14 protein-coding genes and 1 other annotated feature are annotated in these 24,233 nt (G+C 66.2%); of the genes, 10 read left to right on the forward strand and 4 right to left on the reverse strand.

All coding sequences use genetic code 11. From position 1 onward, the window contains the following. Nucleotides 1-198: 198 nt before the first annotated feature. Complete coding sequence (locus EDF58_RS20090) at nt 199-1,695, reverse strand: SulP family inorganic anion transporter (RefSeq protein WP_132268832.1); 1,497 nt, start codon at nt 1,693-1,695, stop codon at nt 199-201. Nucleotides 1,696-1,759: 64 nt separating this feature from the next. Continuing rightward, nucleotides 1,760-1,816, reverse strand: a sequence feature (sul1 is cis-regulatory element that is thought to sense ions involved in sulfur or methionine metabolism; They are found in Alphaproteobacteria). 154 nt (nt 1,817-1,970) lie between these two features. On the opposite strand from EDF58_RS20090, the gene EDF58_RS20095 reads away from it, so the two are divergent. Together EDF58_RS20095 and EDF58_RS20100 are read left to right on the forward strand one after the other, a co-directional pair. After that, nucleotides 1,971-2,789 (forward strand): AraC family transcriptional regulator, encoded by an 819-nt coding sequence (locus EDF58_RS20095; RefSeq protein ID WP_132268833.1) that lies wholly within the window; start codon nt 1,971-1,973, stop codon nt 2,787-2,789. Nucleotides 2,790-2,851: 62 nt separating this feature from the next. Then, nucleotides 2,852-3,796 carry a DMT family transporter gene (locus EDF58_RS20100; protein WP_132268835.1) on the forward strand — a complete coding sequence of 315 codons (945 nt, stop codon included), beginning with the start codon at nt 2,852-2,854 and terminating at the stop codon, nt 3,794-3,796. Between the two features lie 9 nt (nt 3,797-3,805). Here EDF58_RS20100 and EDF58_RS20105 read toward each other — a convergent pair whose 3' ends face one another. The 3 genes from EDF58_RS20105 to EDF58_RS20115 form a co-directional block, all read right to left on the reverse strand. Beyond that, complete coding sequence (locus EDF58_RS20105; protein WP_132268836.1) at nt 3,806-5,212, reverse strand: efflux transporter outer membrane subunit; 1,407 nt, start codon at nt 5,210-5,212, stop codon at nt 3,806-3,808. A 113-nt stretch (nt 5,213-5,325) separates the two neighbouring features. Beyond that, complete coding sequence (locus EDF58_RS20110; RefSeq protein WP_132268838.1) at nt 5,326-8,577, reverse strand: efflux RND transporter permease subunit; 3,252 nt, start codon at nt 8,575-8,577, stop codon at nt 5,326-5,328. A gap of 4 nt (nt 8,578-8,581) precedes the next feature. After that, a complete protein-coding gene (locus EDF58_RS20115; RefSeq protein ID WP_132268839.1) occupies nt 8,582-9,703 on the reverse strand; it encodes an efflux RND transporter periplasmic adaptor subunit in 1,122 nt (373 codons plus the stop codon). A 192-nt stretch (nt 9,704-9,895) separates the two neighbouring features. On the opposite strand from EDF58_RS20115, the gene EDF58_RS20120 reads away from it, so the two are divergent. The 8 genes from EDF58_RS20120 to EDF58_RS20155 all read left to right on the forward strand — a co-directional run bounded on the left by EDF58_RS20120 (nt 9,896) and on the right by EDF58_RS20155 (nt 24,217). Beyond that, nucleotides 9,896-10,642, forward strand: a complete 747-nt coding sequence (locus EDF58_RS20120) for a response regulator transcription factor (protein WP_132268970.1) — start codon at nt 9,896-9,898, stop codon at nt 10,640-10,642. Next, a complete protein-coding gene (locus EDF58_RS20125; RefSeq protein ID WP_132268841.1) occupies nt 10,639-12,039 on the forward strand; it encodes an ATP-binding protein in 1,401 nt (466 codons plus the stop codon). The genes EDF58_RS20120 and EDF58_RS20125 overlap by 4 nt, the downstream gene beginning before the upstream one ends. A gap of 303 nt (nt 12,040-12,342) precedes the next feature. After that, nucleotides 12,343-14,805 carry a TonB-dependent receptor gene (locus EDF58_RS20130; RefSeq protein ID WP_132268842.1) on the forward strand — a complete coding sequence of 821 codons (2,463 nt, stop codon included), beginning with the start codon at nt 12,343-12,345 and terminating at the stop codon, nt 14,803-14,805. A 263-nt stretch (nt 14,806-15,068) separates the two neighbouring features. After that, nucleotides 15,069-16,598 (forward strand): glycine betaine/L-proline transporter ProP, encoded by a 1,530-nt coding sequence (gene proP / locus EDF58_RS20135; RefSeq protein WP_132268844.1) that lies wholly within the window; start codon nt 15,069-15,071, stop codon nt 16,596-16,598. Between the two features lie 159 nt (nt 16,599-16,757). Next, nucleotides 16,758-19,025 carry a glycoside hydrolase family 3 N-terminal domain-containing protein gene (locus EDF58_RS20140; protein ID WP_132268846.1) on the forward strand — a complete coding sequence of 756 codons (2,268 nt, stop codon included), beginning with the start codon at nt 16,758-16,760 and terminating at the stop codon, nt 19,023-19,025. A gap of 245 nt (nt 19,026-19,270) precedes the next feature. Further along, nucleotides 19,271-20,335, forward strand: coding sequence for a MucR family transcriptional regulator (locus EDF58_RS26665; RefSeq protein ID WP_132268847.1), 1,065 nt, complete (start codon nt 19,271-19,273; stop codon nt 20,333-20,335). A gap of 1,205 nt (nt 20,336-21,540) precedes the next feature. Continuing rightward, nucleotides 21,541-22,914 (forward strand): FAD-dependent oxidoreductase, encoded by a 1,374-nt coding sequence (locus tag EDF58_RS20150; protein ID WP_243654397.1) that lies wholly within the window; start codon nt 21,541-21,543, stop codon nt 22,912-22,914. A 13-nt stretch (nt 22,915-22,927) separates the two neighbouring features. Further along, nucleotides 22,928-24,217: a polysaccharide pyruvyl transferase family protein gene (locus EDF58_RS20155; protein ID WP_132268849.1), complete on the forward strand. Its 1,290-nt coding sequence runs from the start codon at nt 22,928-22,930 to the stop codon at nt 24,215-24,217. The last annotated feature ends 16 nt before the right edge of the window (nt 24,218-24,233 follow it).

Here is a 24,233-nt window from a genome sequence, read left to right on the forward strand (position 1 = left end):
ATTGTTTCCCGAACAATTGGAAAGGAAAAACCATGCGTTCGGGACTTCTCTGGCTGATCGGCGTTCCGATCCCCATCATCCTGCTGCTGGCCTATTGCTCGGGCCACTTCTGATCCGCACGGGAAGCGATACGGCAGGCACCGGCTGAACGGTGCCACGCGCTCCGGGACGGCGCGAGGCAGTCCCGGAGCTTCATCGTCAATGCGGCGTCGCGCCGGTCTCGAAGCCGGTCTTGTCATGCAGGGCGAATCGGTCGACGATATCGGCGCTGGCCCGGTTGTAGCCGTCGATCTCCACGCTGCGGCCTTCCCTGCGAAGGCGGGCGACCACCTTGTCCAGCGCGCCGACGCCCGAGATGTCCCAGAAATGCGCGGCCGAAACGTCGATAAGGACGTGCGAGGCCTCGCTCTCGGACTGGAACGCGCGGGTGAAGCGCTGGACCGAGGCGAAGAATATCTGCCCGGTGACGCGGTACGTGGCATGCGTGCCATCGGCGGAAAGCGCCCGCTCCACCGCAAACATGCGCTGCACTTTGCCCGCAAAGAACACGCCCGAAAGCAGGACCCCCGCCAGCACGCCCAGTGACAGGTCGCGCGTGGCGACGACGACCACGACCGTCACCAGCATGACCGCCGAGGATGTCGGCGGATGGCGGCGCAAGTTGGCGATCGAGGCCCAGCTGAACGTGCCGATCGAGACCATTACCATCACCGCGACCAGCGCCGGCATGGGAATGCGGCCGACCCAGGGGCCGAGCACCGCCAGGAGGAACAGCAGGAAGGCGCCGGCCACGAACGTCGAAAGCCGTCCGCGTCCGCCCGAGCTGACATTGATCACCGACTGGCCGATCATGGCGCAGCCGCCCATGCCGCCGAACAGGGCGGCCACGATATTGGCGCTTCCCTGGCCCGCGCATTCGCGGCGCTTGTCGCTGTCGGTATCGGTCATGTCGTCGACGATCTGCGAGGTCAGCAGCGATTCCAGCAGGCCGACGGCGGCCATCGTCAGCGAATAGGGCAGGATGATGCGCAAGGTGTCCAGCGTCAGCGGAACCTGCGGCAGCGCGAAGCTCGGCAGGCCCTCGGGCAGGCGGCCCATGTCGCCCACCGTGTGCACGGGCAGGCCCATGGCGATGCCGATGGCCGAAAGCACCAGGATCGCCACCAGCGGCGACGGCACGGCCCGGGTCAGGCGCGGGAACAGGTAGATGATCGCCAACCCGCCCAGGACCATGGCGTAAGTTTCCCAGCCCACATGGGTCAGCTGGGGCAGCTGCGCCATGAAGATCAGGATCGCCAGCGCGTTGACGAAGCCGGTAATTACCGAGCGCGAGACGAACTGCATCACCAGGTCGAGCCGCAACAGGCCCGCGACGATCTGGAACAGGCCCATGAGGATCGTTGCCGCGAAGAGATATTCGAGGCCGTGATCGCGCACCAGCGGGCCGATGAGCACGGCCACCGCGGCCGTCGCGGCCGAGATCATTGCCGGGCGGCCGCCGGTGATGGAGATCACGATGGCGATCGCCACCGAGGCATAGAGGCCGACGCGCGGGTCGACCCCGGCGATGATGGAGAAGCCGATGGCCTCGGGAATGAGCGCGAGGGCGACGACGATCCCCGCAAGCACGTCGCGGCGCGCCGTCGGGGCGTCGCTGAACCACTGCCGCCGATAGCGGGTGAGAGCATTGGACATGGAAAAAGTCCGCAATTGCGCATGACGCCGGCAGTGCCGGTGCTGAATGAAGGAAGTCATGCGAGATTGTCCGGCGGATCGGCGGCCGGAATAGCCACCCGGATTCTCACCGGGCTCCTTGCGAATGGCGGCCCCTTACACGACCTTGCCAGCCGGTTTCAACCCTTGCACCTGCCAGTTCCTGCGCACGGCCAGCGCCCCGCCCGCCAGCCGCCCGCCAGTCCCGATAGCGAAACTGTCTGTCGCCGGGGCGGCGATCGGTGGTAGACGGGGGCATGGCGCCGCCACCGACCCTTTCCCTGGACATGCGCAGCTACGGCCCGGACAGCACGACCGATCGGCACGGCTTCGCGCAGATCGTGCTGCCGCTGGAAGGCGCGCTGTCGATGGAGATCGGTACGCGCGGCGCGGCGATCCTGCGCGGGGACATGGCCTTCGTCGAAAGCGACACGCTCCACGACCAGGTGAGCGCGGTGCCGAACCGTTCGTTCATTCTCGACCTCGACCCCGAGGCGCTGGCCCCGCGCCTGCGCGAGGAGCTGATCCGGCGCCCCTACACCGCGCTCTCGCCTGCCGCGGGCAAGCTGGTGGACTTCATGGCGCTGATGGCCGCGCAGCAGGATGCCTCGGCGGAAACGACACAGGCCATGGTGGATCGCTGGGCACCGCTGTTCCTCGATACGCTGGCAGGCGGCATGCCGCGCTCTCGCCTGCGGCTGGCCGCCCTGCTCGCGGCCCTGGAGGCCGAGCCGGGCCGGGACTGGACGGCCGCGGCGATGGGCCGCCATGCCGGTGTCGGCGTCAGCCGCCTTCACGAGCTGTTCCGCCAGGAACTGGACACCACGCCGCGCGCCTGGCTTTCCGACTTGCGCCTGAAGCGGGTGCGCGAGGCGCTGGCCGCGGGGCATCGCTCCATCGCCGAACTGGCCTATCGCTTCGGCTATTCCGACCAGAGCGCCTTGACGCGCGCCCTGCGCAAGGCCACGGGGCTGCCGCCGGCGGCCTATCGCCGCCAGATGCAGGATGCGATCGCGGAGAGCCCGCCAGAGACGCAGGGCGAGACCGGGCCGGAGCCTCGGTCAAAACCGGCGTAGACGGGGACAAGACCCCCGCGGGCAACCGTTGCAACCTGCCGCCTTTCTGGACGGAGTCAGCAGTGTCGGACGCGCGGAACACGATTGTCGGAGTAGGGTTCGGCGCAGCGGCCGGCGCGGTCTGGGGGCTGGTCTTCCTCGCGCCGGAACTGGCGGGAGACTTCGGCCCGCTCTACCTCGCCGCCGGGCGCTATCTTGCCTATGGCCTGATCGCGGCGGCGCTGCTGGTGCCCAGGTGGCCGATGCTGGTGCGTCATCTCGGCCGTACCGAGTGGATCGCGCTGGCCTGGCTCAGCCTGCTGGGCAACACGCTCTACTACATCCTGCTGTCGAGCGCGGTACAGATGGCGGGGATCGCGGTGACGTCGCTCATCATCGGCTTCATCCCGGTCGTCGTCACCATCGTCGGCAGCCGCGATGCCAGCGCGCCTTCGCTGGCGCGGCTGGCGCCCTCGCTGCTGCTCGGCATCGGCGCGATCGGCTGCATCGGCTGGCAGACCCTGGCGAGCAGCCATGCCCAGGCCGGTATCATGCCGCTGATCGGGCTGCTTTGCGCGGTGGGCGCGCTGGCGTCCTGGGCGACGTTCGCCATCATCAACAGCCGCTGGCTGGTGCGGCTGGAGCATGTCTCCGCCCACGACTGGAGTCTGCTGCTGGGCATCGTCACCGGACTGCAGGCAGTGGTGCTGGTGCCGCTCGCGCTCCTGCTCGAACCGGCCGCGCACGATGCGGCGGCATGGTACCGGTTCCTGGCGGTGTCCGGCGCGGTCGCGCTGTTCGCCTCGGTCGTGGGCAATGCCTTGTGGAACACCATGAGCCGCCTGCTGCCGCTGACCATGGTCGGCCAGATGATCCTGTTCGAGACCGCTTTCGCCTTGCTCTACGCCTTCCTCTGGGAAGCCCGGCTGCCGACCGTTCCCGAAATGCTGGCCATCGCCTGCATGGGCGCAAGCGTCGTCTCCTGCCTGACCGCGCACGGCCCGAGACGCGCCGCCGCGGTCGCTTAGGGTCGGGCCCTAGGTGGCAGCGCTCACCGGCCCTGCCAGCGTATCGTCCGCGCCCACCGCGCTGTAGACGGTGATCCGGTTGGTGAGGTCCGCCAGGATCGTCGCGATCCGGGTCTGGCGATAGGCGTAGAGCGACCGCTGGGCGACCAGCGCATCGAGATAAGTATCCGTCCCCGCCCGGTACTGCGCGTCTGCCAGGCGGTAGCTCCTCTCCGCCGCCGTCACCAGCCGGTCCTGCGCGGCGCGCTGCTCGGTGATGGTGCCGCGCCGGGCGAGCGCGTCGGCGACATCCTTGAAGGCGGACTGCACCGCCGCGCGATACGTGGCGAGGTAATATTCGCGCTGCGCCTTGGCATATTCGAGGTTGCCCTTGTTGGTGCCGCCCAGGATCGGCAGGCTCGCGCTTGCCGTGCCGCTGGCGCCGAGCGCGCCGCCGGTGAAGAGATCCCCCAGCGCCGTGCTGGCCAGGCCGAGCGCGGAAGTCAGCGAGATCGTCGGGAAGAACGCCGCGCGGGCCGCCCCGATCTGCGCATAGGCCCCCTTCAGCTGATGCTCGGCTTCCACCACGTCCGGGCGGCGCAGCAGGACTTCGGAGGAAAGGCCGGCAGGAACCTGGCCGATGCGCGCGTCCAGTTCGGCCAGCGAGGCGGGCAGCAGAGCATCCTCCACCGACCCGCCCACCAACAGCTCCAGCGCATTGCGGTCCTGCGCCACCAGCGTCGTCTGCGAAGCGACGTCGGAGTTGGCCTGCTCCAGCACCGTCTGCGCCGAGGCCAGGTCTCCGGCCGCCGCAAGCCCCGATTTCAGCAGGCTCTGCGTCAGGTCCACCGAGCGCTGGCCGCTGGCGCGCGTCTCCTGAGCCAAGGTCAGCAGATCGCGGTCGGAGGCGAGCGTGACATAGGCCGTCGCCACATTGGCCACGAGCGTCAGCCTGGCGGAGCGATAGCCGGACTCGGTCGAGAGATAGGTCTCCAGCGCTTCGCGGCTCTGGTTCTTGAGGCGCCCGAACAAGTCGAGTTCGAAGGCGCTGAAGCCGGCATTGGCACTGTAGGTCTGGGTATCGCCCTGCGAGGACCGGAGCCCGCGCGTGCCGGTCGCGCTGGCCGTGCCGGCCAGGGTCGGCAACTGGTACGACCGCTCGACATGGTACTGCGCCCGCGCCGAAGCGACATTGGCCAGGCTGGCCTGGAGGTTCTGGTTGTTCGCAAGCGCCCGCTCGATCACCGATTGCAGGCGCGGATCGGCAAGGAGCGTGCGCCAGGGCATGCCCGCCTCGCCCGCTTCGGCAGGGGCATAGGCCGCGCCTTGCGGCCACTGCGCAGGCGCGGCCGCTTCGGGCTGGACGTACTTGGGCGCCATGTTGCAGCCGGCAAGGGCCGTGGCGGCGACAAGGAGCGGTATCAGGGTGCGACGCATCGACTGGTTCCTCGATGAAGGTGCCCGGAGCCCCGACCTGATGGGGCTCCGGGCTTCACCGGCGCGGGAGGGTGCGACTGTTCCGCGCCGGTGAATGGGGAGAGAGGGGAGGCTCAGGCCTCTCCTTCGGATGGGGTGCCCAGGACTTCGGCATGCGATGCAGGCCGCAGGTCCCGGGCAGCGTCGTCCTTGCCGCCTCGGTGGAAGAGCTTGGCAACGACGACGAAGAACATCGGCACGTAGAAGATCGCCAGCGCCGTCGCGGTCAGCATGCCGCCCAGCACGGCAGTGCCGATGGCGATGCGGCCTTGCGCGCCTGCCCCGCTGGCGATGGCGAGCGGGACGACGCCGGCCATGAAGGCGATGGAGGTCATCATGATCGGTCGCAGGCGCACGCGGGCCGCTTCCAGCGCGGCGTGGAGCATGTCCTTGCCGTCGCGCCAGGACATTTCCGCGAACTCGACGATCAGGATCGCGTTCTTGGCGGCAAGGCCGATGGTGGTGAGCAGGCCGACCTGGAAGTAGATGTCGTTCTCCAGCCCGCGCGCGGCCACCGCGATCACCGCACCGATCACGCCGAGCGGGATCACCAGCAGCACCGCCAGCGGCACCGACCAGCTTTCGTAAAGCGCGGCAAGGCACAGGAACACCACCGCGATCGACAGGGCATAGAGGTAGACCGCCTGCCCGCTCGACTGGTTCTGCTGGTAGGACAGGTCGCTCCAGGCATAGCTCGTGCCCGGCGCGATCTTCTGCTGCAGCGCGACCATCTCCTTCATCGCATCGCCCGAGCTGTAGCCCGACCCGGCATCGCCCTGGATCGTGTAGGACGAGCGGCCATTGAAGCGAGAGAGGCTGTTCGGTCCGGTTTCCCAACCCATCGTCGTGAAGGCGGAGAACGGCACCATCTTGCTCGTGCCGTCGCCATTGGTGCCCGATGTCGAGCGGACGAACCACTTGTCGAGGTCGCTCGGCAGCATGCGCGCGGTAGCCTCGCCCTGGACGTAGACTTTCTTCACGCGGCCACGGTCGATGAAGTCGTTGACGTATGTGCCGCCCCAGGCCGTGCTCAGGGTGTCAGTGGCATTGTCCACCGAAAGGCCGAGGACGGAGAGCTTGGCGTCATCGTAGTGGATGTCGAACTGCGGCGTATCCGGCAGGGTGGAGGCGCGGACTTGCGAGAGCTTGGGATCCTGGTTGGCCGCCGCGATCAGCTTGTCGCGCAGGGCGACGAACTTGGCTCGGTCCATGTTGGTGGAATTGAGCAACTGGAACGAGAACCCGTTCGATTGGCCCAGCCCCTGGATCGAAGGCGGCGTCATCACGAAGACCTGCGCATCGCGGATCTTGCCCAGCTTGGCCATGATCCGTCCGCTGATCGCCGCGGCGCTCTTGCTGGAATCCTTGCGCTCGTCGAACGGCGCAAGGCTGGCAAAGCCCATGCCCGCGTTCTGGCCCGCTCCGTTGAAGCTGAAGCCGCCGATGGTGAAGCGCAGCGGCACGTTGTCGCCTTCGGAGGCGAAGGCCGCCTCGATCTGTTCGCGCACCTTGTCGGTCCGCTCGGAGGTCGCGCCGGCGGGAAGCTGGTAGACGACCATGACCTGGCCCTGATCCTCGGTCGGAAGAAAGCCGGTGGGCAGGCGTGTGAAGACCACCACGAGCGCGACGATCACCAGTCCGTAGACCACCAGCCACACGCGGCGGCGGGCGATCAGCTTCTCGGTCGTGTCGACATAGCGGCCGGTCATGCGGTCGAACCAGCGATTGAAGCCGCCGAACCAGCCGTCGATCCGCTTCTGGCCCCGTTGCACCGCGCCGCGCAGGCCCGTGGCGGGTACCTGCGCGTGATCTTCATGTTCGCGCGGTTTCAGCAAAGTGGAGCAGAGCGCGGGCGAGAGGATCAGCGCGGTCAGCACCGAAAGCGCCATGGCCGAGACGATGGTGACCGAGAACTGGCGATAGATCACACCCGTCGAGCCGCCGAAGAACGCCATCGGCAACAGCACCGCCGAAAGCACCAGCGCGATGCCGACCAGCGCGGAGCCGATCTCCTCCATCGAGCGGACAGTGGCGCGATAGGGGCTGAGGCCGTCCTCGTGCATCAGGCGCTCGACATTCTCGACTACGACGATGGCGTCGTCGACGAGGAGGCCGATGGCCAGCACCATGGCGAACAGGGTCAGCGTGTTGATCGAATAGCCCAGCACCGCCAGGATGCCGAAGGTGCCCATGAGCACGACCGGCACGGCAATGGCCGGCACCAGCGTGGCGCGCCAGCTCTGGAGGAAGGCGTACATCACCAGGACGACGAGCACGATGGCGATCACCAGCGTCTCGATCACTTCCTTGATCGAAAGCTTCACGAAGTCGCTGGTGTCGCGGGCGTAGGCGATCTTGTAGCCGCTAGGCAGGCCCTGCGCGAGTTCGTCGACACGCGCCTTCACCGCGGCCACGGTCTTGAGCGCGTCCGCGCCGGAGGCCAGTTCGATGCCGATGCCCGAAGCCGGATGGCCGTTGAGGCGGGCCGAAGTCGAATAGCTCTCCTGTCCCAGCTCCACCCGCGCCACATCGGAAAGGCGCACGACGGAGCCGTCCGTCAGCGTCTTCACCACGATGTCGCGGAACTGCTCGGGCGTCTGCAGGCGCGACTTCGCCTTGACGACGGCGTTCAGCATCTGCCCCTTGGCCAGCGGCTCGGCGCCGAGCTGGCCGGCGGAAAGGTCCACGTTCTGCGACGAGATCGCGCTGGTGACGTCCGAGGGGATCAATTGCCGCGCCGCCAGCCTGGCCGGGTCGAGCCAGATGCGCATGGCATATTGCGCGCCGAACACGCGCACCCCGCCCACGCCGTTGACGCGGGCGAGATCGTCCTGGAAATTCGAGACGAGATAGTCGGCCACGTCGCTGTCAGTGGTCTTGTCGCTCTCGTCGTAGAGGCCGACCACCAGCAGCATGTCCGACCCCGACTTGGTGACGGTGAGGCCCTGCTGCTGGACCTGGGTGGGCAGGCGCGAATTGGCCTGCTGCACCTTGTTCTGCACCTGCACTTGCGCCACGTCCGGGTCGGTGCCCTTGGCGAAAGTCGCGGTGACGGAAGCGGAGCCGGAACTGTCCGAACTCGACGAGAAGTAGAGCAGGTTGTCGATGCCGGTCAGCTGCTGTTCGATCACCTGGGTGACCGAATTCTCCAGCGTCTGCGCCGAAGCGCCCGGATAAGTGGCGCTGACGGTGACGGAGGGCGGCGCGACATCGGGATATTGCGCGACGGGAAGGCTCATGATGCCGGCGACGCCGGCCATCATGACGATGATGGCGATGACCCAGGCGAAGATCGGCCGGTCGACGAAATAGCGGCTGAGGTTCATCGGATCAGTCGCCCAGCTTCACGGTGACGGCCTTGACCTTGGCCCCGGCGCGGGCCTTGTCGGTGCCCTCCACGATCAGGCGGTCGCCCGCCTTCAGCCCGCTGGCGATCAGCCACTTGTCGCCGATCGCCTGGCCCGTCACGACCTTGCGCTGCTCCACTTTGCCCGAGGCATCGACGACGAGCGCCGTGCCGTTGCCCTTGGCATCGCGCGAAATGCCCTGCTGCGGCGCGAGCACTCCGTTCTGCACCACGCCCTGCGGCGCGGCGACGTTCACGAACATTCCGGGCAGCAGCAGGCCGTCCGGGTTGGGGAAGCGGGCGCGCAGGGTCACCGTTCCGGCCTGGGGATCGACATTGACCTCGCTGAACTCGATGGTCCCCTCACCCGGGTATTTCGTGCCGTCCTCCAGCGTCAGCGAGACTTTCGCGCTGGCCGGCATCATGCTGCCCTTGGCGAGCGCGCTGCGCAGGCGCAGCAGGTCGGCCGAGGACTGGGTGATATCCACGAAGATCGGATCGAGCTGCTGGATCGTCGCCATCGCGTCGGTCTGGCTGGCCGTGACGAGCGCGCCCTTGGTTACCGAGGAGCGCCCGATGCGCCCCGTGATCGGGGCCAGCACGCGGGTGAATTCCAGGTTCACCGCGGCGCTGCGGCTCGTAGCCTGGTACTGGTGCACGGCGGCCTGCGCGGCGCGGGCGGCGGCGATCGTCTCGTCCCGGTCCTGTCCGCTCACCGCCTCGCTGTCTCCGAGCGTGCGATAGCGCTTCGCCTTGGCCTCGGCGCTGTAGAGCGTGGCCTGCGCGTTCTCCAGCTGCGCGCGCGAGGTATCCAGCGACGCGCGATAGAGCCGCGAATCGATCTGGTAGAGCGGCTGTCCGGCGTGGACCAGCGAGCCCTCCTCGAACAGGCGCGACTGGATCACCCCGTCCACTTGCGGGCGCACTTCCGCCACCGTCGTCGCAGCGGTGCGGCCCGACAGCGTGGTGGAGACCGTCACCGGCTCGGCCCGCAGCGTCACCACGCCCACTTCGACGTCCTGCTGCGGCATGGCCTGCTGCTGGCCGCACCCGCCAAGGCTCAGCGTCGCCAGCGAAAGCGCGGCCATGGATAGCATCGGGGCCATGGCGAAATGTTTGAACGAAGGGCGCAAGCGGGGGGCTCCTGTGCACGTTTGCAGCTTTGGTCCTGCAATTGTGCGCCGCAGCACGGAACGGCAATCAACAGCGCGTATCGTCAAGTTGCTAGCGGTAGCCTATTGTTTCATCGTGTATCACCAGGGCAGACTTCACCGGGCAGCGCGTTTATGGCTTCATTCATGATCCCGCAGAGCGATGCGCCGGAAGGCCGCATCATCGTCCTCGAGGACGATCCCGACATTCGCGAACTCATCGCCGCGCAGCTTTCGCGCGAGCCGCAGCGCGTGGATTCGGTCGGCTCGGTGGCCGAACTGCGCACCTGCCTCCAGGGCGATCCGGTGGACCTGCTGATCCTGGACCTCAACCTGCCGGACGGCGACGGGCTGGACATCTGCCGCGACTTGCGCGCCGCCGGACATCAGGGCGCGATCATGATGGTCACCGCGCGCGAAGGCCCGATCGACCGCGTGCTCGGCCTGGAACTCGGCGCGGACGACTATCTCACCAAGCCTTTCGAACCGCGCGAGCTGCTGGCCCGCGTGCGCAATCTCCTGCGCCGCTCGCGCGTGTTCGACGGCGCGGCGGGACAGGGCGGCCAGCGCCCCCGCGTCGCCCGTTTCGCGCGCCTCGGCCCGTGGCGGCTGGACCTGCACCAGCGCCGCCTGGTCACTCACGACGACCGGCTGGTCATGCTCTCCTCCGCCGAATACCGCCTGCTCTCACGCTTCATCGAAGCGCCGAACCAGGTGCTCTCGCGTGAGGAACTGCTGCCCGAGCGCAGCGCCACCGTCGCCTTCGACCGCTCGATAGACATCCAGATCAGCCGCCTGCGCCACAAGCTGGCCAGCGAGCCGGGCGGCGACGAACTGATCCTGACGGTGCGCAGCGAAGGCTACGTCCTGCCTGGACCCATCGCCTTCGAATGACGAGCGCCGAACCTGTCAAACCCGGCTTCCTGAAACGCCTGCGCGACTATCCGCGCTCGCTGGCCGGGCGCCTGACGCTGGTGCTCTCACTGGGCATGGCGGCCTCGGCGATCCTGGCGCTGCAGGCCTCCGACGGCCTGGGCCACTATACGTTCCGCAGGGACCAGGTCGATGCCGCGCTCGACAGCGCCGAAGACATCGCTCACCGCTTCGAGCGGCAGCCTCTAAGGACCGCCAACCTGTTGTCACGCGGCGTGATCCTGGGGGCGCACGATGCCAATCCCGCATGGCGCATGACCGCACCGGACCCGACATTCTCGCGCCGCCTATCCGAGCGCCTCGGCCGTCCCGCCCAGGTCATGCCGCTGCTGAACGGCGAATGCTTCGCCCAGCTGACGCGCTATCCTCACGCGGCGGGCATGAACACCGACCCGCTGCCGGACTGCTGGTTCATCCGCGTCGATGCCGGGGACCGCAAGCTGGACTATGTCGTCGACCTCTGGCCCGACCGCAGCTGGAACCGGCACCGCGTCGGGCCGCCCTATATCGAACTCATCATCGTCGCCGGGGCATTGCTGGGCCTGCTCGCGGCCAGCCTGGCGACCACGCCGCTGCGCCGCATGGAACGCGCCGCCCGCGCCTTCTCGCTGGTCGGCGAGTTCGAGCCGATCCCGGTCAAGGGCCCCAGCGAAGTGCGCGCCGCACTGGAGACCTTCAACCTCGCGCAGGAGCGCGTGCGCGAAGGCCTGCGCGAACGCACGCAGATCCTGGCCTCCGTCACGCACGATCTCCAGACCCCGCTCACCCGGCTGCGCCTGCGGCTGGAGCAAGTGGAGGACGAAGCCTTGCGCGACCGGCTCGTCGCCGACCTGCAAGTGACCCAGCAGATGGTGCGCGACGGGCTGGACCTTGCCCGCAGCAGCGAGATCCGCGAACCCTGGTCGGTGCTGGACATCGATTCCATCCTCTCCAGCACGGCGGAGGACGCCGCCGAGTTCGGGCACCGCGTGGTCTTCAGCCAGGGCTGCGATGTCGAAGCGCGGGTCAAGCCCCATGCCCTGGCGCGCGCGCTCGGCAACCTCGTGGACAATGCGCTCAAGTACGGCGGCAGTGCGGAATTGAGCTGCCACCGCGAGGGGGCGGACCTCGTGATCCGCGTGGCGGACCGGGGGCCGGGCCTGCCCGAGGACGAACTGGCACTGGCGTTCCAGCCCTTCCGCCGCCTGTCGTCCAGCAAGGGCAACGGCACCGGTATCGGCCTGGCGATCGCCCAGGCCCAGGTCGGTACGTTCGGCGCCGCGATCGGCCTGCGCAACCGCGACGGCGGCGGATTGATCGCCGAAATCCGCATTCCGGCGACATCGATTCGCGGTGAAGGCGAAGTCGTTCGCGATTGACGACGCCGATACAATTGGTCACGACTGTATCAAGTCGATGCAACAGAGTTGAAATCCGATTGAAATGTGGATTTACGCCGTTTCATAAAGTCCTCACCAAATAGAGTTTGGTATCTTCGTCAGTTCAACTCTACGGTAACTGTCTCGACACTGTCACATAAAACCGATTAAGGCTTCGGCAGCAGCGACGCCCTGGCTGCCCGAAGACGACCGTTGGCGGACGATTGTGCTTCCCGAGGCCCGGAGACGCATGCTGAAGCCATGATGCCCCCTTCAGGGGGAACCAATGAGGTCGTAAATCCAATGCAGAAACGTTCCGTTCTCGCCGCCTCCGCGGCGAGCTTCGCGGTTGCTTGCGTGCTCGGTTCCGCCCCGGCCCGCGCCCAGTCCACCGGTTCGCTCGATTTCGAGAAGTCGGAAATCGTCGTCACCGGCCGCACCCAGAACGACATTGCCGGAATCGAGATTCCGAACACGCCCAAGGCCAAGCAGGTCCTGACCAAGGACGTGATCGGCCGCGAGACGCCGGGCCAGTCGATCGACGAGATCATCAACCTGATCCCCGGCGTGAACTTCCAGAGCTACGACGGCTACGGCTCCTCGGGCGGCAGCCTGATGATCCGCGGCTTCGATGACAGCCGCATCTCGCAGACCTTCGACGGTATTCCGCTGAACGATACCGGCAACTATGCACTCTATACCAATCAACAGCTCGATCCCGAACTGATCGAGCAGGTCAACGTCAACCTTGGCACGACCGATGTCGATTCGCCGACTGCCTCGGCCTCCGGTTCCACCGTCAATTACCGCTCCATCGACCCCAGCCACGAATTCGGCGCCCGCATGGTCGGCACCGTCGGCGATTACGGCAAGATGCGCGTGTTCGGCATGGTCAACACCGGCGATCTCAATTCGTCCGGCACCCGCGCCTGGTTCTCGGCCTCCAAGGACACGTACGACGCGCTCTACGGCGGCATCGGCCAGATCGACAAGACGCAGTTCAACGCCAAGCTCTACCAGCCGCTGGGCAGCAACGGCGATTTCATCGCGATCTCGGGCCACTACAACGTCAATCACAACACCATGGCCTCTGACTGGGCCCTGACCAACACCAGCGGCATCCCCACCAATGCCGACGAGCGTGACGCCTATACCGTCGCGCGCTGCACCATCCCGGCCGGCACCGAAGGCGTGGCCGATGCCGCCAGTTCCTGTGGATCGGCCTGGGAATATCGCTACAACCCGTCTAAGACCGCGAACATCCGCATCAATTCGCGCTTCACCCTCAGCGACAAGCTGACCCTGACGGTCGATCCCTATCTCCAGTATACTTCCGCCAACGGCGGCGGCACCGTGGCGGCCAAGGAAGGCAGCTACAGCAGCACGATCGCCAGCGGCTATATCGGCGGCACCCCCTACTTCGGCGGCGTAGACCTCAACGGAGACGGCGATACGCTGGACACGGTACGCCTTTCCGCGCCCAGCCAGACCGAAACCTACCGCATCGGCGTGATCGCCTCGCTGCGCTACGACCTTTCGGACAACCAGCGTGTCCGCGTGGCCTATACTTACGATCGCGGCCGCCACCACCAGACCGGCGAGCTGGGCTACCTGGACTCGAACGGCTTCGCATCGAACTACTTCAACACCGACGATGCGCTGACCGACGTGAACGGCAACGTCCTGCAGAAGCGCGACCGCTTGTCCTACGCGATCCTGCATCAGGTCTCGGGCGAATACTCGGGCGATTTCGTCAACAACTCGCTCCACGTCGTCGGCGGCCTGCGCGTGCCGTTCTTCCGCCGCAACCTGACGCAGAACTGCGTGACCTACAGCAACAGCGGCTCGGTCAACTGCCTTGCCGATGCGGACAGCCTGGCCGCCTACGAGGCCAGCCTGACCACGACCTATGCAGCGCCGCAGAACAAGGTGTTCGACTATAGCCGCGTGCTGCCGAACGTGGGCTTCACGTACGACTTCACCCCGGCCCTGTCGATGAACGCCAACTATTCCAAGGGCCTGCAGGTCCCGGGCACGGACAACCTCTACACCAACGCCTTCTACTATTCGGACGGCTCGGCCGATCCCAAGCCGGAAACGACCGACAACTTCGACCTCGGCCTGCGCTACCGTTCGGGCATGTTCCAGGCATCGGTCGCGGGCTGGTACACGATCTTCTCCAACCGCCTGTCCTCGGCCTACAACCCGGACACCCAGACCTCCACGTACACCAACCTCGGCACCGTGGACCGCTATGGCATCGACGGCAGCGTCTCGTTCCGTCCCGACAAGCACGTCTCGGCCTATCTGTTCGGCTCCTACCTCTGGTCGAGCATCCGCGACGACGTGCAGACCGGCGCTTCCAGCTACGCGGAAACCGCCGGCAAGATGGAAGGCGGCGTGCCGCACTACAGCTTTGGCGGCCGCGTGGAAGGCAATGCCGGCCCCGCATCGCTGGGCGTGGAAGTCAAGAAGACCGGATCGCGCTACTACAACAGCCTCAACGCCGCCGTGGTCGACAGTTCGGGCAACCAGCTCTGGGCTGCCAAGGTCCCGGCCTATACCGTCGTCAACCTCGACGCACGGCTCAACCTCGGCTTCCTGGGCCTGAACGACAAGACCTTCGTACAAGTCAACGTCACCAACTTGTTCGACAAGTTCTACTACGGTGCCTTCGACGACGCGGGCATCACCAATACCGCGACGACTTATGCCTATATCGGTGCTCCGCGCACTTTCTCGGCATCCGTCAACTTCCAGTTCTGATCCCTTTTGAACTGACGAAAACCTGGTCGGCGGCGATGCACAATCGCCGCCGACTCAGTCGTGCGTATTTTCGACTCATCGCCGCAGAGGCACGGTTCGGCCATTAGCAGCCCCTTTTTCCGCAAACCTGTCTATGGGGGCGCCTCCCCCGCTTGATGCCCTGTCGGCATCGCATCCCTTTACGGCCGCCTTGCGGCCGTTCTCTCGCCTGGTGATCGTGGTGCCGCTTCGTTGCGCCTGCCCGGGCGTGAACGGAGACAGACATGCACGATCCTGTTGCGCGAAATGCGCAATCTGGCGCCGCTGCGCAACATGCGCAATTCGGCTGGTTCAAATCCCGCCGTGAAATGGCCATTGACGACATTACCCTGGTAGACCGCTCGCTGCTGAAGCGCGCGGTCGGCGCTGCCGCGCTCGGCAACGCCATGGAATGGTTCGATTTCGGCGTCTACGGCTACATCGCCGTCACGCTCGGCCATGTCTTCTTTCCCTCGGGCAACCCCACAGTTCAGCTCATCGCCACTCTGGCGACTTTCGCGGCGGCCTTCCTCGTGCGCCCGCTTGGCGGCCTCGTGTTCGGCCCGCTCGGAGATCGCTACGGGCGCCACAAGATCCTGGCCCTGACCATGGTGATGATGGCGGCCGGCACTTTCGCCATCGGCCTCATTCCCTCCTATGACCGGATCGGCCTGGCGGCACCGGCCCTGCTGCTGCTGGCCCGGCTCGTCCAGGGCTTCTCGACGGGCGGCGAATATGGCGGCGCCGCCACCTTCATCGCCGAATATTCGACCGACCAGAAGCGCGGCCTGATGGGCAGCTGGCTCGAATTCGGTACGCTCGGCGGCTATATCGCCGGCGCCGGCACGGTCACGGCCTTGCAGATGTCGCTCAGCGATGCGGACATGCTGTCCTGGGGCTGGCGCGTGCCCTTCCTGGTCGCCGGCCCGCTCGGCCTGCTGGGGCTCTACATGCGCCTCAAGCTGGAGGAGACCCCGGCATTCCAGGCCTATAGCGAGCAGGTCGACGCCCGCGAGGCGGACCGCCCCGGCCTGTCGGACATGTTCCGCCTGCACTGGCGCCAGCTTCTGAAGTGCGTGGGACTGGTCCTCGTCTTCAACGTGACCGACTACATGCTGCTGACCTATATGCCCAACTACCTGACGGTGACGATGGGCTATGCCGAGAGCAAGGGCCTGCTGCTAATCATCCTGGTCATGCTGGTGATGATGCCGCTCAATGTCGTCGGCGGCCTGTTCAGCGACCGCCTCGGTCGCCGGCCGATGATCATCGGCGCCTGCGTGGCGCTGATGGTCCTGTCGATCCCCAGCATGCTGCTGATCGGCAGCGGCAACGATTGGCTGATCTTCCTCGGCCTGATGACGCTGGGCGTGGCGCTGGTCTGCTTTACCAGTTCGATGCCCTCCACCCTGCCCGCGCTGTTCTACACCCCCGTGCGCTACAGCGGCCTGTCGATCGCCTTCAACCTCTCGGTCTCGCTGTTCGGCGGCACCACGCCGCTGGTCACCGCCTGGCTGGTCAGCCGCACCGGCGATCCGCTGGTCCCGGCCTATTACCTGATGGGCGCCGCCGCGATCGGCATCCTGACGATGCTCACCGTGCGCGAGACCGCCGGCATGCCGCTTCGCGGTTCGCCGCCCGCCGTGGAGAACCGGGGCGAGGCCATCGCCCTCATCAAGAGCGGCCAGCCCGTCACCGTGGACGACGCCATCCCGGGAATGGCCCCGGAAGCGCCGAAGGCCCGGCCCGCGGTCATGATCGCCAGCCCCGCCTGACCTCAGCGTCCCCGGCCTTCCCGGCCAGACGGAACCACGACCGGCCGGTTGTCCCACGCGACACCCGGCCGGTCGCTTTTGTGCCGCAGTGCAACAATAATATCTCTAGCCGCGTTCCGGGGGCATCGTTTGCATCACTCGGATCCTGTTCTCGTTTCCATGACCATTCATCGCCGCGCCGTCCTTTCTGGCATCCTTGGAGGCGCCGCCGCCCTCGGCCTGCCGCGCATCACGTTCGCCGCCGACGAGGTCAGCCGCGTGGACGCGCTGATCGCGCGCATGACGATCGAGGAAAAGGCGGGGCAGATGACCTGCCTTGCCGACGCCTTCCGCCCCTTCAACCCGCCCAATCCGCAAGCCGGGATCCAGGACGAGAAGCGCCTCTCGGAAGAGATCCGCAAGGGCCGCGTGGGCTGCCTGTTCAACGGCATCGGCGTGGCCGGCGCCCGCCGCGCCCAGGAACTTGCCGTCAAGCAAAGCCGCCTCGGCATACCCCTGCTTTTCGCCGGCGACGTGATCCACGGGCTCAAGACGATCTTCCCGGTACCCCTCGCCGAAGCCTCCACGTTCGACCCTGCCCTGGCCGAGCGGAGTGCCCGCGCCATGGCCGTGGAAGCCACCGCCGCCGGCCTGCACCTCACCTTCGCGCCCATGGCCGATGTCGCGCGCGACCAGCGCTGGGGCCGCGTGGTCGAAGGATCGGGCGAGGACGTCACGCTGACCGCGCTGCTGACCGCGGCCAGGATACGCGGCTTCCAGGGCCGCGACTTGCGCCGCGCCGACTCGCTCCTCGCCTGCCCCAAGCACTTCGCCGCTTACGGCGCCGTCGCGGGCGGCCTGGAATACGGCAGCGTGGACATCAGCGACGAAACGCTGCGCGAAACCCACTTGCCGCCCTTCTCCGCCGCCTTCGCCGCTGGCGCGCTCACCACCATGGCCGCCTTCAGCGAGATCAACGGGGTGCCCGCCACTGCCGACCGCGCCCTGCTCACCGACATCCTGCGCGGCGAGATGGAGTTCCGCGGCTTCGTCTTCTCTGACTATACTGCCGACGAGGAACTGATCGCGCACGGCTATGCCGAAGACGAACGCGACGCCGCGCGCCTTGCCGTGCTGGCAGGCGTCGACATGTCGATGCAGAGCGGGCTCTACGTGCGCTACCTGCCCGATCTGGTGAAGAGCGGCGCCGTGCCGATGGGCACGGTGGACGTGGCCGTGCGGCGCATCCTCTATGTGAAAATGGCCATGGGCCTGTTCGACAACCCCTGGCGCTCGCTGGACGAGGAGGTGGAACGCACTCACATCGCCACGCCCGCCCATCGCGAACTGGCGCGAGAGACTGCCGGACGCTCCATCGTCCTGCTCAAGAACAGCGGCTTATTGCCGCTGGACCCTGCGCAAGGCCAGAAGATCGCCCTGATCGGACCGTTCGGAGAGGACAAGGACAATGTCTACGGCCCCTGGGCGTTCTACGGGGACCCGGGCAAGGGCGTGGACATCGCCAGCGGTCTGCGCGCGGCGCTGGCAGACCCGGCCAGGCTGACGATCACGCCGGGCTGCGGCATCGAGAATGCGATGGACGGCGGCATCGCCAAGGCCGTGGACGCGGCCAAGGCGGCAGACGTCGTCCTGCTCGCGCTGGGCGAATCGCAGACCATGTCAGGCGAAGCGCAATCTCGCACAACCATCGAAATTCCCGCCGCCCAGCAGGCCCTGGCGGATGCCGTGACCGCGACCGGCAAGCCGGTCGTCGTCCTGCTGCGCCACGGCCGCGCGCTGGCGCTTCACGACGGGGTCGCCAATGCCCAGGCCATTCTGGCGACCTGGTTCCTCGGTTCCGAGACCGGCCATGCCGTGGCCGACGTGCTGTTCGGCAAGGTCAATCCCTCGGGCAAACTGCCGGTCAGCTTCCCCTGGGAATCGGGCCAGGAACCGTTCTTCTACGACCGCAAGTCCACCGGCCGCCCGGTCGTCGACAACCGCACCGAATATCGCGCCCGCTACACCACCACCGACAACAGCGCGCGTTTCCCCTTTGGACACGGCCTCAGCTATAGCGAATTCGTGCTGGAGAACCTCAAGCTTTCGGACACCGCCATGCGCTGGGACGAGACTGTCGACATCTCGGTAAGGATCACCAACAAGGGCAGTAGACGGGGCAGCGAAGTCGTCCAGCTCTACATGCGCGACCGCGTCGCCAGCCGCACCCGCCCGATCCGCGAACTCAAGGGCATGGAGCGCGTGACACTGGATCCCGGCGACAGCAAGACCGTACGTTTCCCATTAGCGCGCAAGGACTTGGAGTTCGTCGGCGCCGGCAACGCCCGGATCGCCGAACCCGGACTGTTCGACATCTGGGTCGGTCAATCCTCGACAGGAGGACTGCATTCGCAGATCGAACTCTATGCCGCGGCACCGACGACCTAGGGCGGGCCCTATGTCTGCACGGGGCCAAGGCGCCGGACCTGTTGCACTGCAGCAAGCGGTGCGACGGAACCGGTGACACCATAGTATTCGACCGCGCACACTGTGCCAAACGCCGTCAGGATGGGCCGCAACTGGCATCCCTCCAAATTGACTATTGGCCCGCAAAGGATTTCCTGTTTATTTACGTCAATCGTGCGAGGACAGCGTTACAGGATCCTCCTCGCAAAACTCCAAGGGAGCATGTGATGCCCGATAGCGAACAGCCCGACCTCACGCGTCTGACAGTTGAACTGCTGAGCGCTTATGTCGCCAACAACAGCGTGCCCAGCAACGAACTGGCCGCCCTGATCGAGCAGACCCGTTCGGCCCTTGCCGGCCAGTCGGCTGCCGATGGCGAAGCAGTCCACAAGCCGGCCGTGTCTGTCGAAGACAGCCTGGCTTCCAAGGAGCACATCCTCAGCCTGATCGACGGCAAGCCCTACAAGAGCCTGAAGCGCCACCTGGCCAATAACGGCATGACCCCGGCCGAATACCGCACGCGCTATAGCCTTGCGGCGGACTACCCGATGGTCGCCCCGGCCTATTCCGAGCATCGCCGCGCCGTCGCCCAGCGCATGGGCCTGGGCGGTCGCCCCGGTGCCGCCAAGCGCGACACTGCGGCAACCGCAACCTCGCCCGCCAAGCCCGCTCCCGAAGCGAAGGCCGCCCCCTCTGCTCCGGCAGCGCCAAAGGCTTCGCCCGCAGCCAAGGCTCCGGCAGTAAAGGCCAAGTCATCGGCCACGGGTGACAGCGCGAGCAAGTCGCCCGCAGCGCGCGGCGGCAAGAAGCGCTTCGCCCGGGAACCGCAGAACGGCACCGCTCCCCAGGCGGCCAAGACGGCAGAAGCTCCGGCCACCACCACCCCGGCAGCAAAGCCCGCTGCCAAGTCGGCATCGAAGCCGGGCAAGCCTGCTGCCGCCAAGACCGCCGCCAAGCCTGACGCGGCCAAGAAGGCCGCGCCAGCCAAGCCGAAGAGCGCCAAGCCCGCCGCCACTGCTGCTTCGGCAGCCAAGCCGGCTGAAACCGGAGCGACCACTGCGCCGGCCGCTCAACCGGCAGCCCCAGCCGCCGCCAAGCCCGCGGCGAAAGTTGCAGCCCCTGCGGGCGATCCCGCGGATGCCGCAAAGAAGCCTGCAGCACCTGCCAAGCCCAAGCGCAGCAAGTCCGCATCGACCGGCACCGCCAAGTCGGGCGCAACCAAGACGTCCTCCGCCCCGCGCAACACTGCAGCGAAGACGGAACCCGCCAAGCCGGCCAACCAGCCGGAGTAAAACGCCAGGCCCGGCAGGCACAAACCCTGCCGGGCCGCGTGCCTCCCTACGATAGCTGCCCTCAGTTCTGCATCGTGCGACGTTCTCTGGTTGCCGTAACCCTCCCTGCCTCCCGATCCCCGCCGCCGTGCACGCAAACCGCGACCGCCGCGACTATGATCTGGCGGCCGTTAGCCCGCAGACGTGCACTTGCGAGCGCCGACTTCCAGACACATGCCTTCTGGAGCCAACCGCGGTAGACGCCCGCCAGCGCCGGCCCTGCATCCAAACTGTCCGCACCTTCCTCCGTAGCCTGCCAGGTTTCACAACCAGCCGTCCGGAACGCGACCCCCGCGGCCAAAATCCTGTGCGCGTGAGCTTGCCGCCGCCACGCCGTGCACGCTTGCTCGCACCGCGCCCCGAACCGTCGGCGACCTGCCCCGCAGCTTTCCATGCCTCGCGACCTGCCACCCGCAAACCGCGCCCGCCGCGTGAGCCATTACGCGGACGCTAACCTGCTGACGCGCACTCGCAGGCGACAACGTTCGAACGCTAGCTTGCAGACGGCGGCTTGCCGGTGCCAGCCGCCATGCCTGCCCACTCGCGCCCGCCCCGCCCGCTCGAACCGCCGAGGCCCCTCTACGCAGCCCTCCAGACCTCGCGAGAAGTGGCCCAAGACCCGCATCCGGGATAGAATCGCCGGCAACGTCCGGGCAACTTGCGCGGCACACGACGTTACATTTCCGAATACTGACCTTTTCAACCAACCATACTTAGATTCCGTCGACCGGAAAGAAGTTACTGTCGAGCACCCCAATCCAAGTCTCTTCGCCAGAGGCGCCGACCGCTTCCACTCTGAGGCTGCGCTTCCGCTTTATTGCAATCGCCATGCGTTTCCCATTCCCCTCACCATATCGGCGACCGATTCAGACGGACGCCAATCCTTCCCCACTCGACGTATAGAGCCGACCAACTTCAGTAAATCGCTCTTTTTGGAGAAGCATCCAATACCGATCTACTCCGCCAAAACGGTTTCTGATCGAATTGCGGCGATGGATCGAAACAGTATAACTGAACCGCATCGCTACTGTAGCGTAGTCCAGCAAACGTGAGGGAACAATGAGATCGCGACTGAACGTTCCCCTGCCTCCCACCCTCGATAATTGTCTTGGGCACATTCCCATCATCTTGACGGATGGACCCGTCCGGCCCCGCCATAGCGTCGATTGCACAGCCGCGACCTCCCTGTGAGCGACCGCCCGCTCCCGGCACCAGCGGAAACCGTCATCGTCCTGGGAGCAGGCGTCGCGGGCCTTGCCGCCGCCACACACTTGTTGGATGCCGGTCATGACGTTCTGGTTCTCGATCAGCAGAATCGCGCCGGCGGCACACACCGCAGCCGACAGATCGGGGCCTATACTTTCGACGTCGGCAGCATATTCTACGAAGAAACCGCCCGGATCTTCGACCTCGCCCCATCGCTGCGGGAACTCTGCCCGAAAGTCTCAAGCATTCAGCGCCGGGTCGCGCCCGACGGATCGGTGCTGCTCTATCCGATCGAGCCGCGTGACCTGCTCCGTCAATCCGCACCGCGCCTGGCAGCCTCAGGGCTGGATCTCCTCGCCTCACGCCTTCGTCTGACGCCGGACGGCTCCCTCGACACGCTGTGCCGCAAGCGATTGGGCAGTCGTTTCTTCGCCGATACCGGGCTGGAGCATTATGTCACTCGGTTTCACCACGTTTGCCCCAGCGAGATAGACGAAGAGTTCTTCTTCCGCCGCATGGCGATCATCGAACGTTTCTCGCGCACGAGCAACCTTGCCCGCAGCGCAGCGCGCGCGATTTTCTCCCAAAAGTCGCACCACTCCGCACAACACTGGCCGATGCGCGTCAGACCGCGCCAGGGCTTCGACGCACTGTTCGATCCCATAGTTCGGCATCTCGTTTCTCGCGGCGCAACCTTTGCATTCGGCGAACGCCTGTTGTCCCTCCTCAAGGAGGGTCCCATCTTCAAGGTTCAAACCGATCGCAGCACTCGCACGGCCGGGGTCGTCGTCAGTACAGTGCCCCTCGATACGCTCCACCGCGCTCTCTTCTCACAGTCTTCGAACCTCAACAGCCTCGACATGACCACGCTCTACGTTTCCGCCGACTGGCTAAGGCCCGATACCGGAAACGTCCTTTTCAACTTTCACGCCGATGGCGCATGGAAGCGCGCCACGATCTATTCGCGTCTCTATCCCGACCCCGCCATCGCGAGGCCTTACTTCTCGGTTGAAACCACACTGGCACCCGGATCCGCGCACGATCCGCAATCCACCTTCGAGGCATTTCGCTCCCATGCAGAGCAACTAGGCCTCGCCCGAGGCCTGCGCCTGGAGGGCCACGACCATGTCGAGAGCTGCTATCCGCTCTACCGCATCGGCGCCCGAAAAACGGTCGACGCGGTGCTGGAACGGGTCGCTCAAACCGGTGTCATTACCGTAGGCCGTCAGGGTCGCTTCGAATACCTCCCCACCTCCACCGGCGTGATCGCGCAAGTTTCGCGCCATCTCGGCATGGCACAAGCCGCCGCCCGCCCTTCGGAGCGGGCCGCATGAGGACCTTGCAGCGATGACCTATTCAATTGCCGCGCAGGAATTTCCGGGCGTCCCGCGGGACTTCAATCCATCACAGGACGGCGCGCGGAGCAATCCGCTCCGCGTGAGGATCTTCAACGTAAAGTACAGCCCGAACCTGGGCGACGGCCTGCTTTCAGAATGCCTCGAACAGGCCCTGATCGATTGCGGCGCCCATGCCGACACCCGCTCGGTCGATCTGGCAGGACGAAAAGCGTATGGCCCCGGCCCGGCGCAACGCGGCGCGCTGATCCGGGCGCTGCACATGCTGCCCCCTCCCGTCAGGCAGCTTTCCGTGCGTCTGCCGCTCGCCATCCAGTCGCGCCGCCGATGGCAACCGCATTATAGTGCCGCGCTGCTCGGCGCGGAATGCGTGGTCATCGGTGGCGGCAATCTGATCGTCGATCTCGACCTCAATTTTCCGACAAAGATCGCGCTGGCCATACGGACCGCAGAGCAACGCGGCCTGCCCGCCTTCATCTATGGCTGCGGCATGTCCTCTGGTTGGAGCCGAGAGGGCCATGCACGCATGAGTCGGGCGCTGGAACGAGGCGTGCTACGCGGGGTTTTCCTGCGAGACGAACGCTCTCGCCTGCTGTGGAACGCCGAATTCGGGGAGGCTCACGGCTTGCCGGCTTTGGTGGTCCCCGATCCCGGCTTGCTTGCATCCTATCGATACGAATCGGGAATGAAAGAACTGCCGACCCGGACGGGCCGAAGCGTCATAGGGCTCAATATCACCAGCCCCGTCGCCGTACGCTACCACTCCAGCCAGCCGGTTGAGACCGGCGGCTTGGAGCGCTGGTACTGCGATCTTGCGCAGGAACTCGCCATCGCCGGGCATGAGGTCAGGTTATTCACCAACGGGAGCCCCGAAGACCGTGCTTGCGCGCTCCGCGTCCGGGCGGCGCTCCAGTCCAGCACGTGGTCCGAGAGATTTTCCCATGCCCAACCCGAAACACCCGCCGAACTTGCAATCCTGATCGGCGGCTTCCAGGGCCTAGTCGCGTTCCGAATGCATGCCGTTATTGCGTCCTATTCGTACCGCGTCCCCTTCGTGGCGCTGCAATGGGATCCGAAACTCGATTCCTTCGTCCAATCCGTTGCGCGCGGCGATTGGCTGATCGATCCGTTCGACACCTCTCCTCAAACCGCTGGCGCGCTGCTCGGCAGGGCGATGGCCTGCGGCATTGAAGCAGAGGCGCACGCGACCGTCATGGAGCGGGCACGCGCAGGCGTCGCCATGCTCCATGCCGAAATCGTTCAGGCCGTGATGAGAGCATGATCTTGAGGTTTGCTGC

Origin of the sequence: Novosphingobium sp. PhB57 (genome assembly GCF_004342985.1) — a bacterium.
GTDB lineage: Bacteria > Pseudomonadota > Alphaproteobacteria > Sphingomonadales > Sphingomonadaceae > Novosphingobium.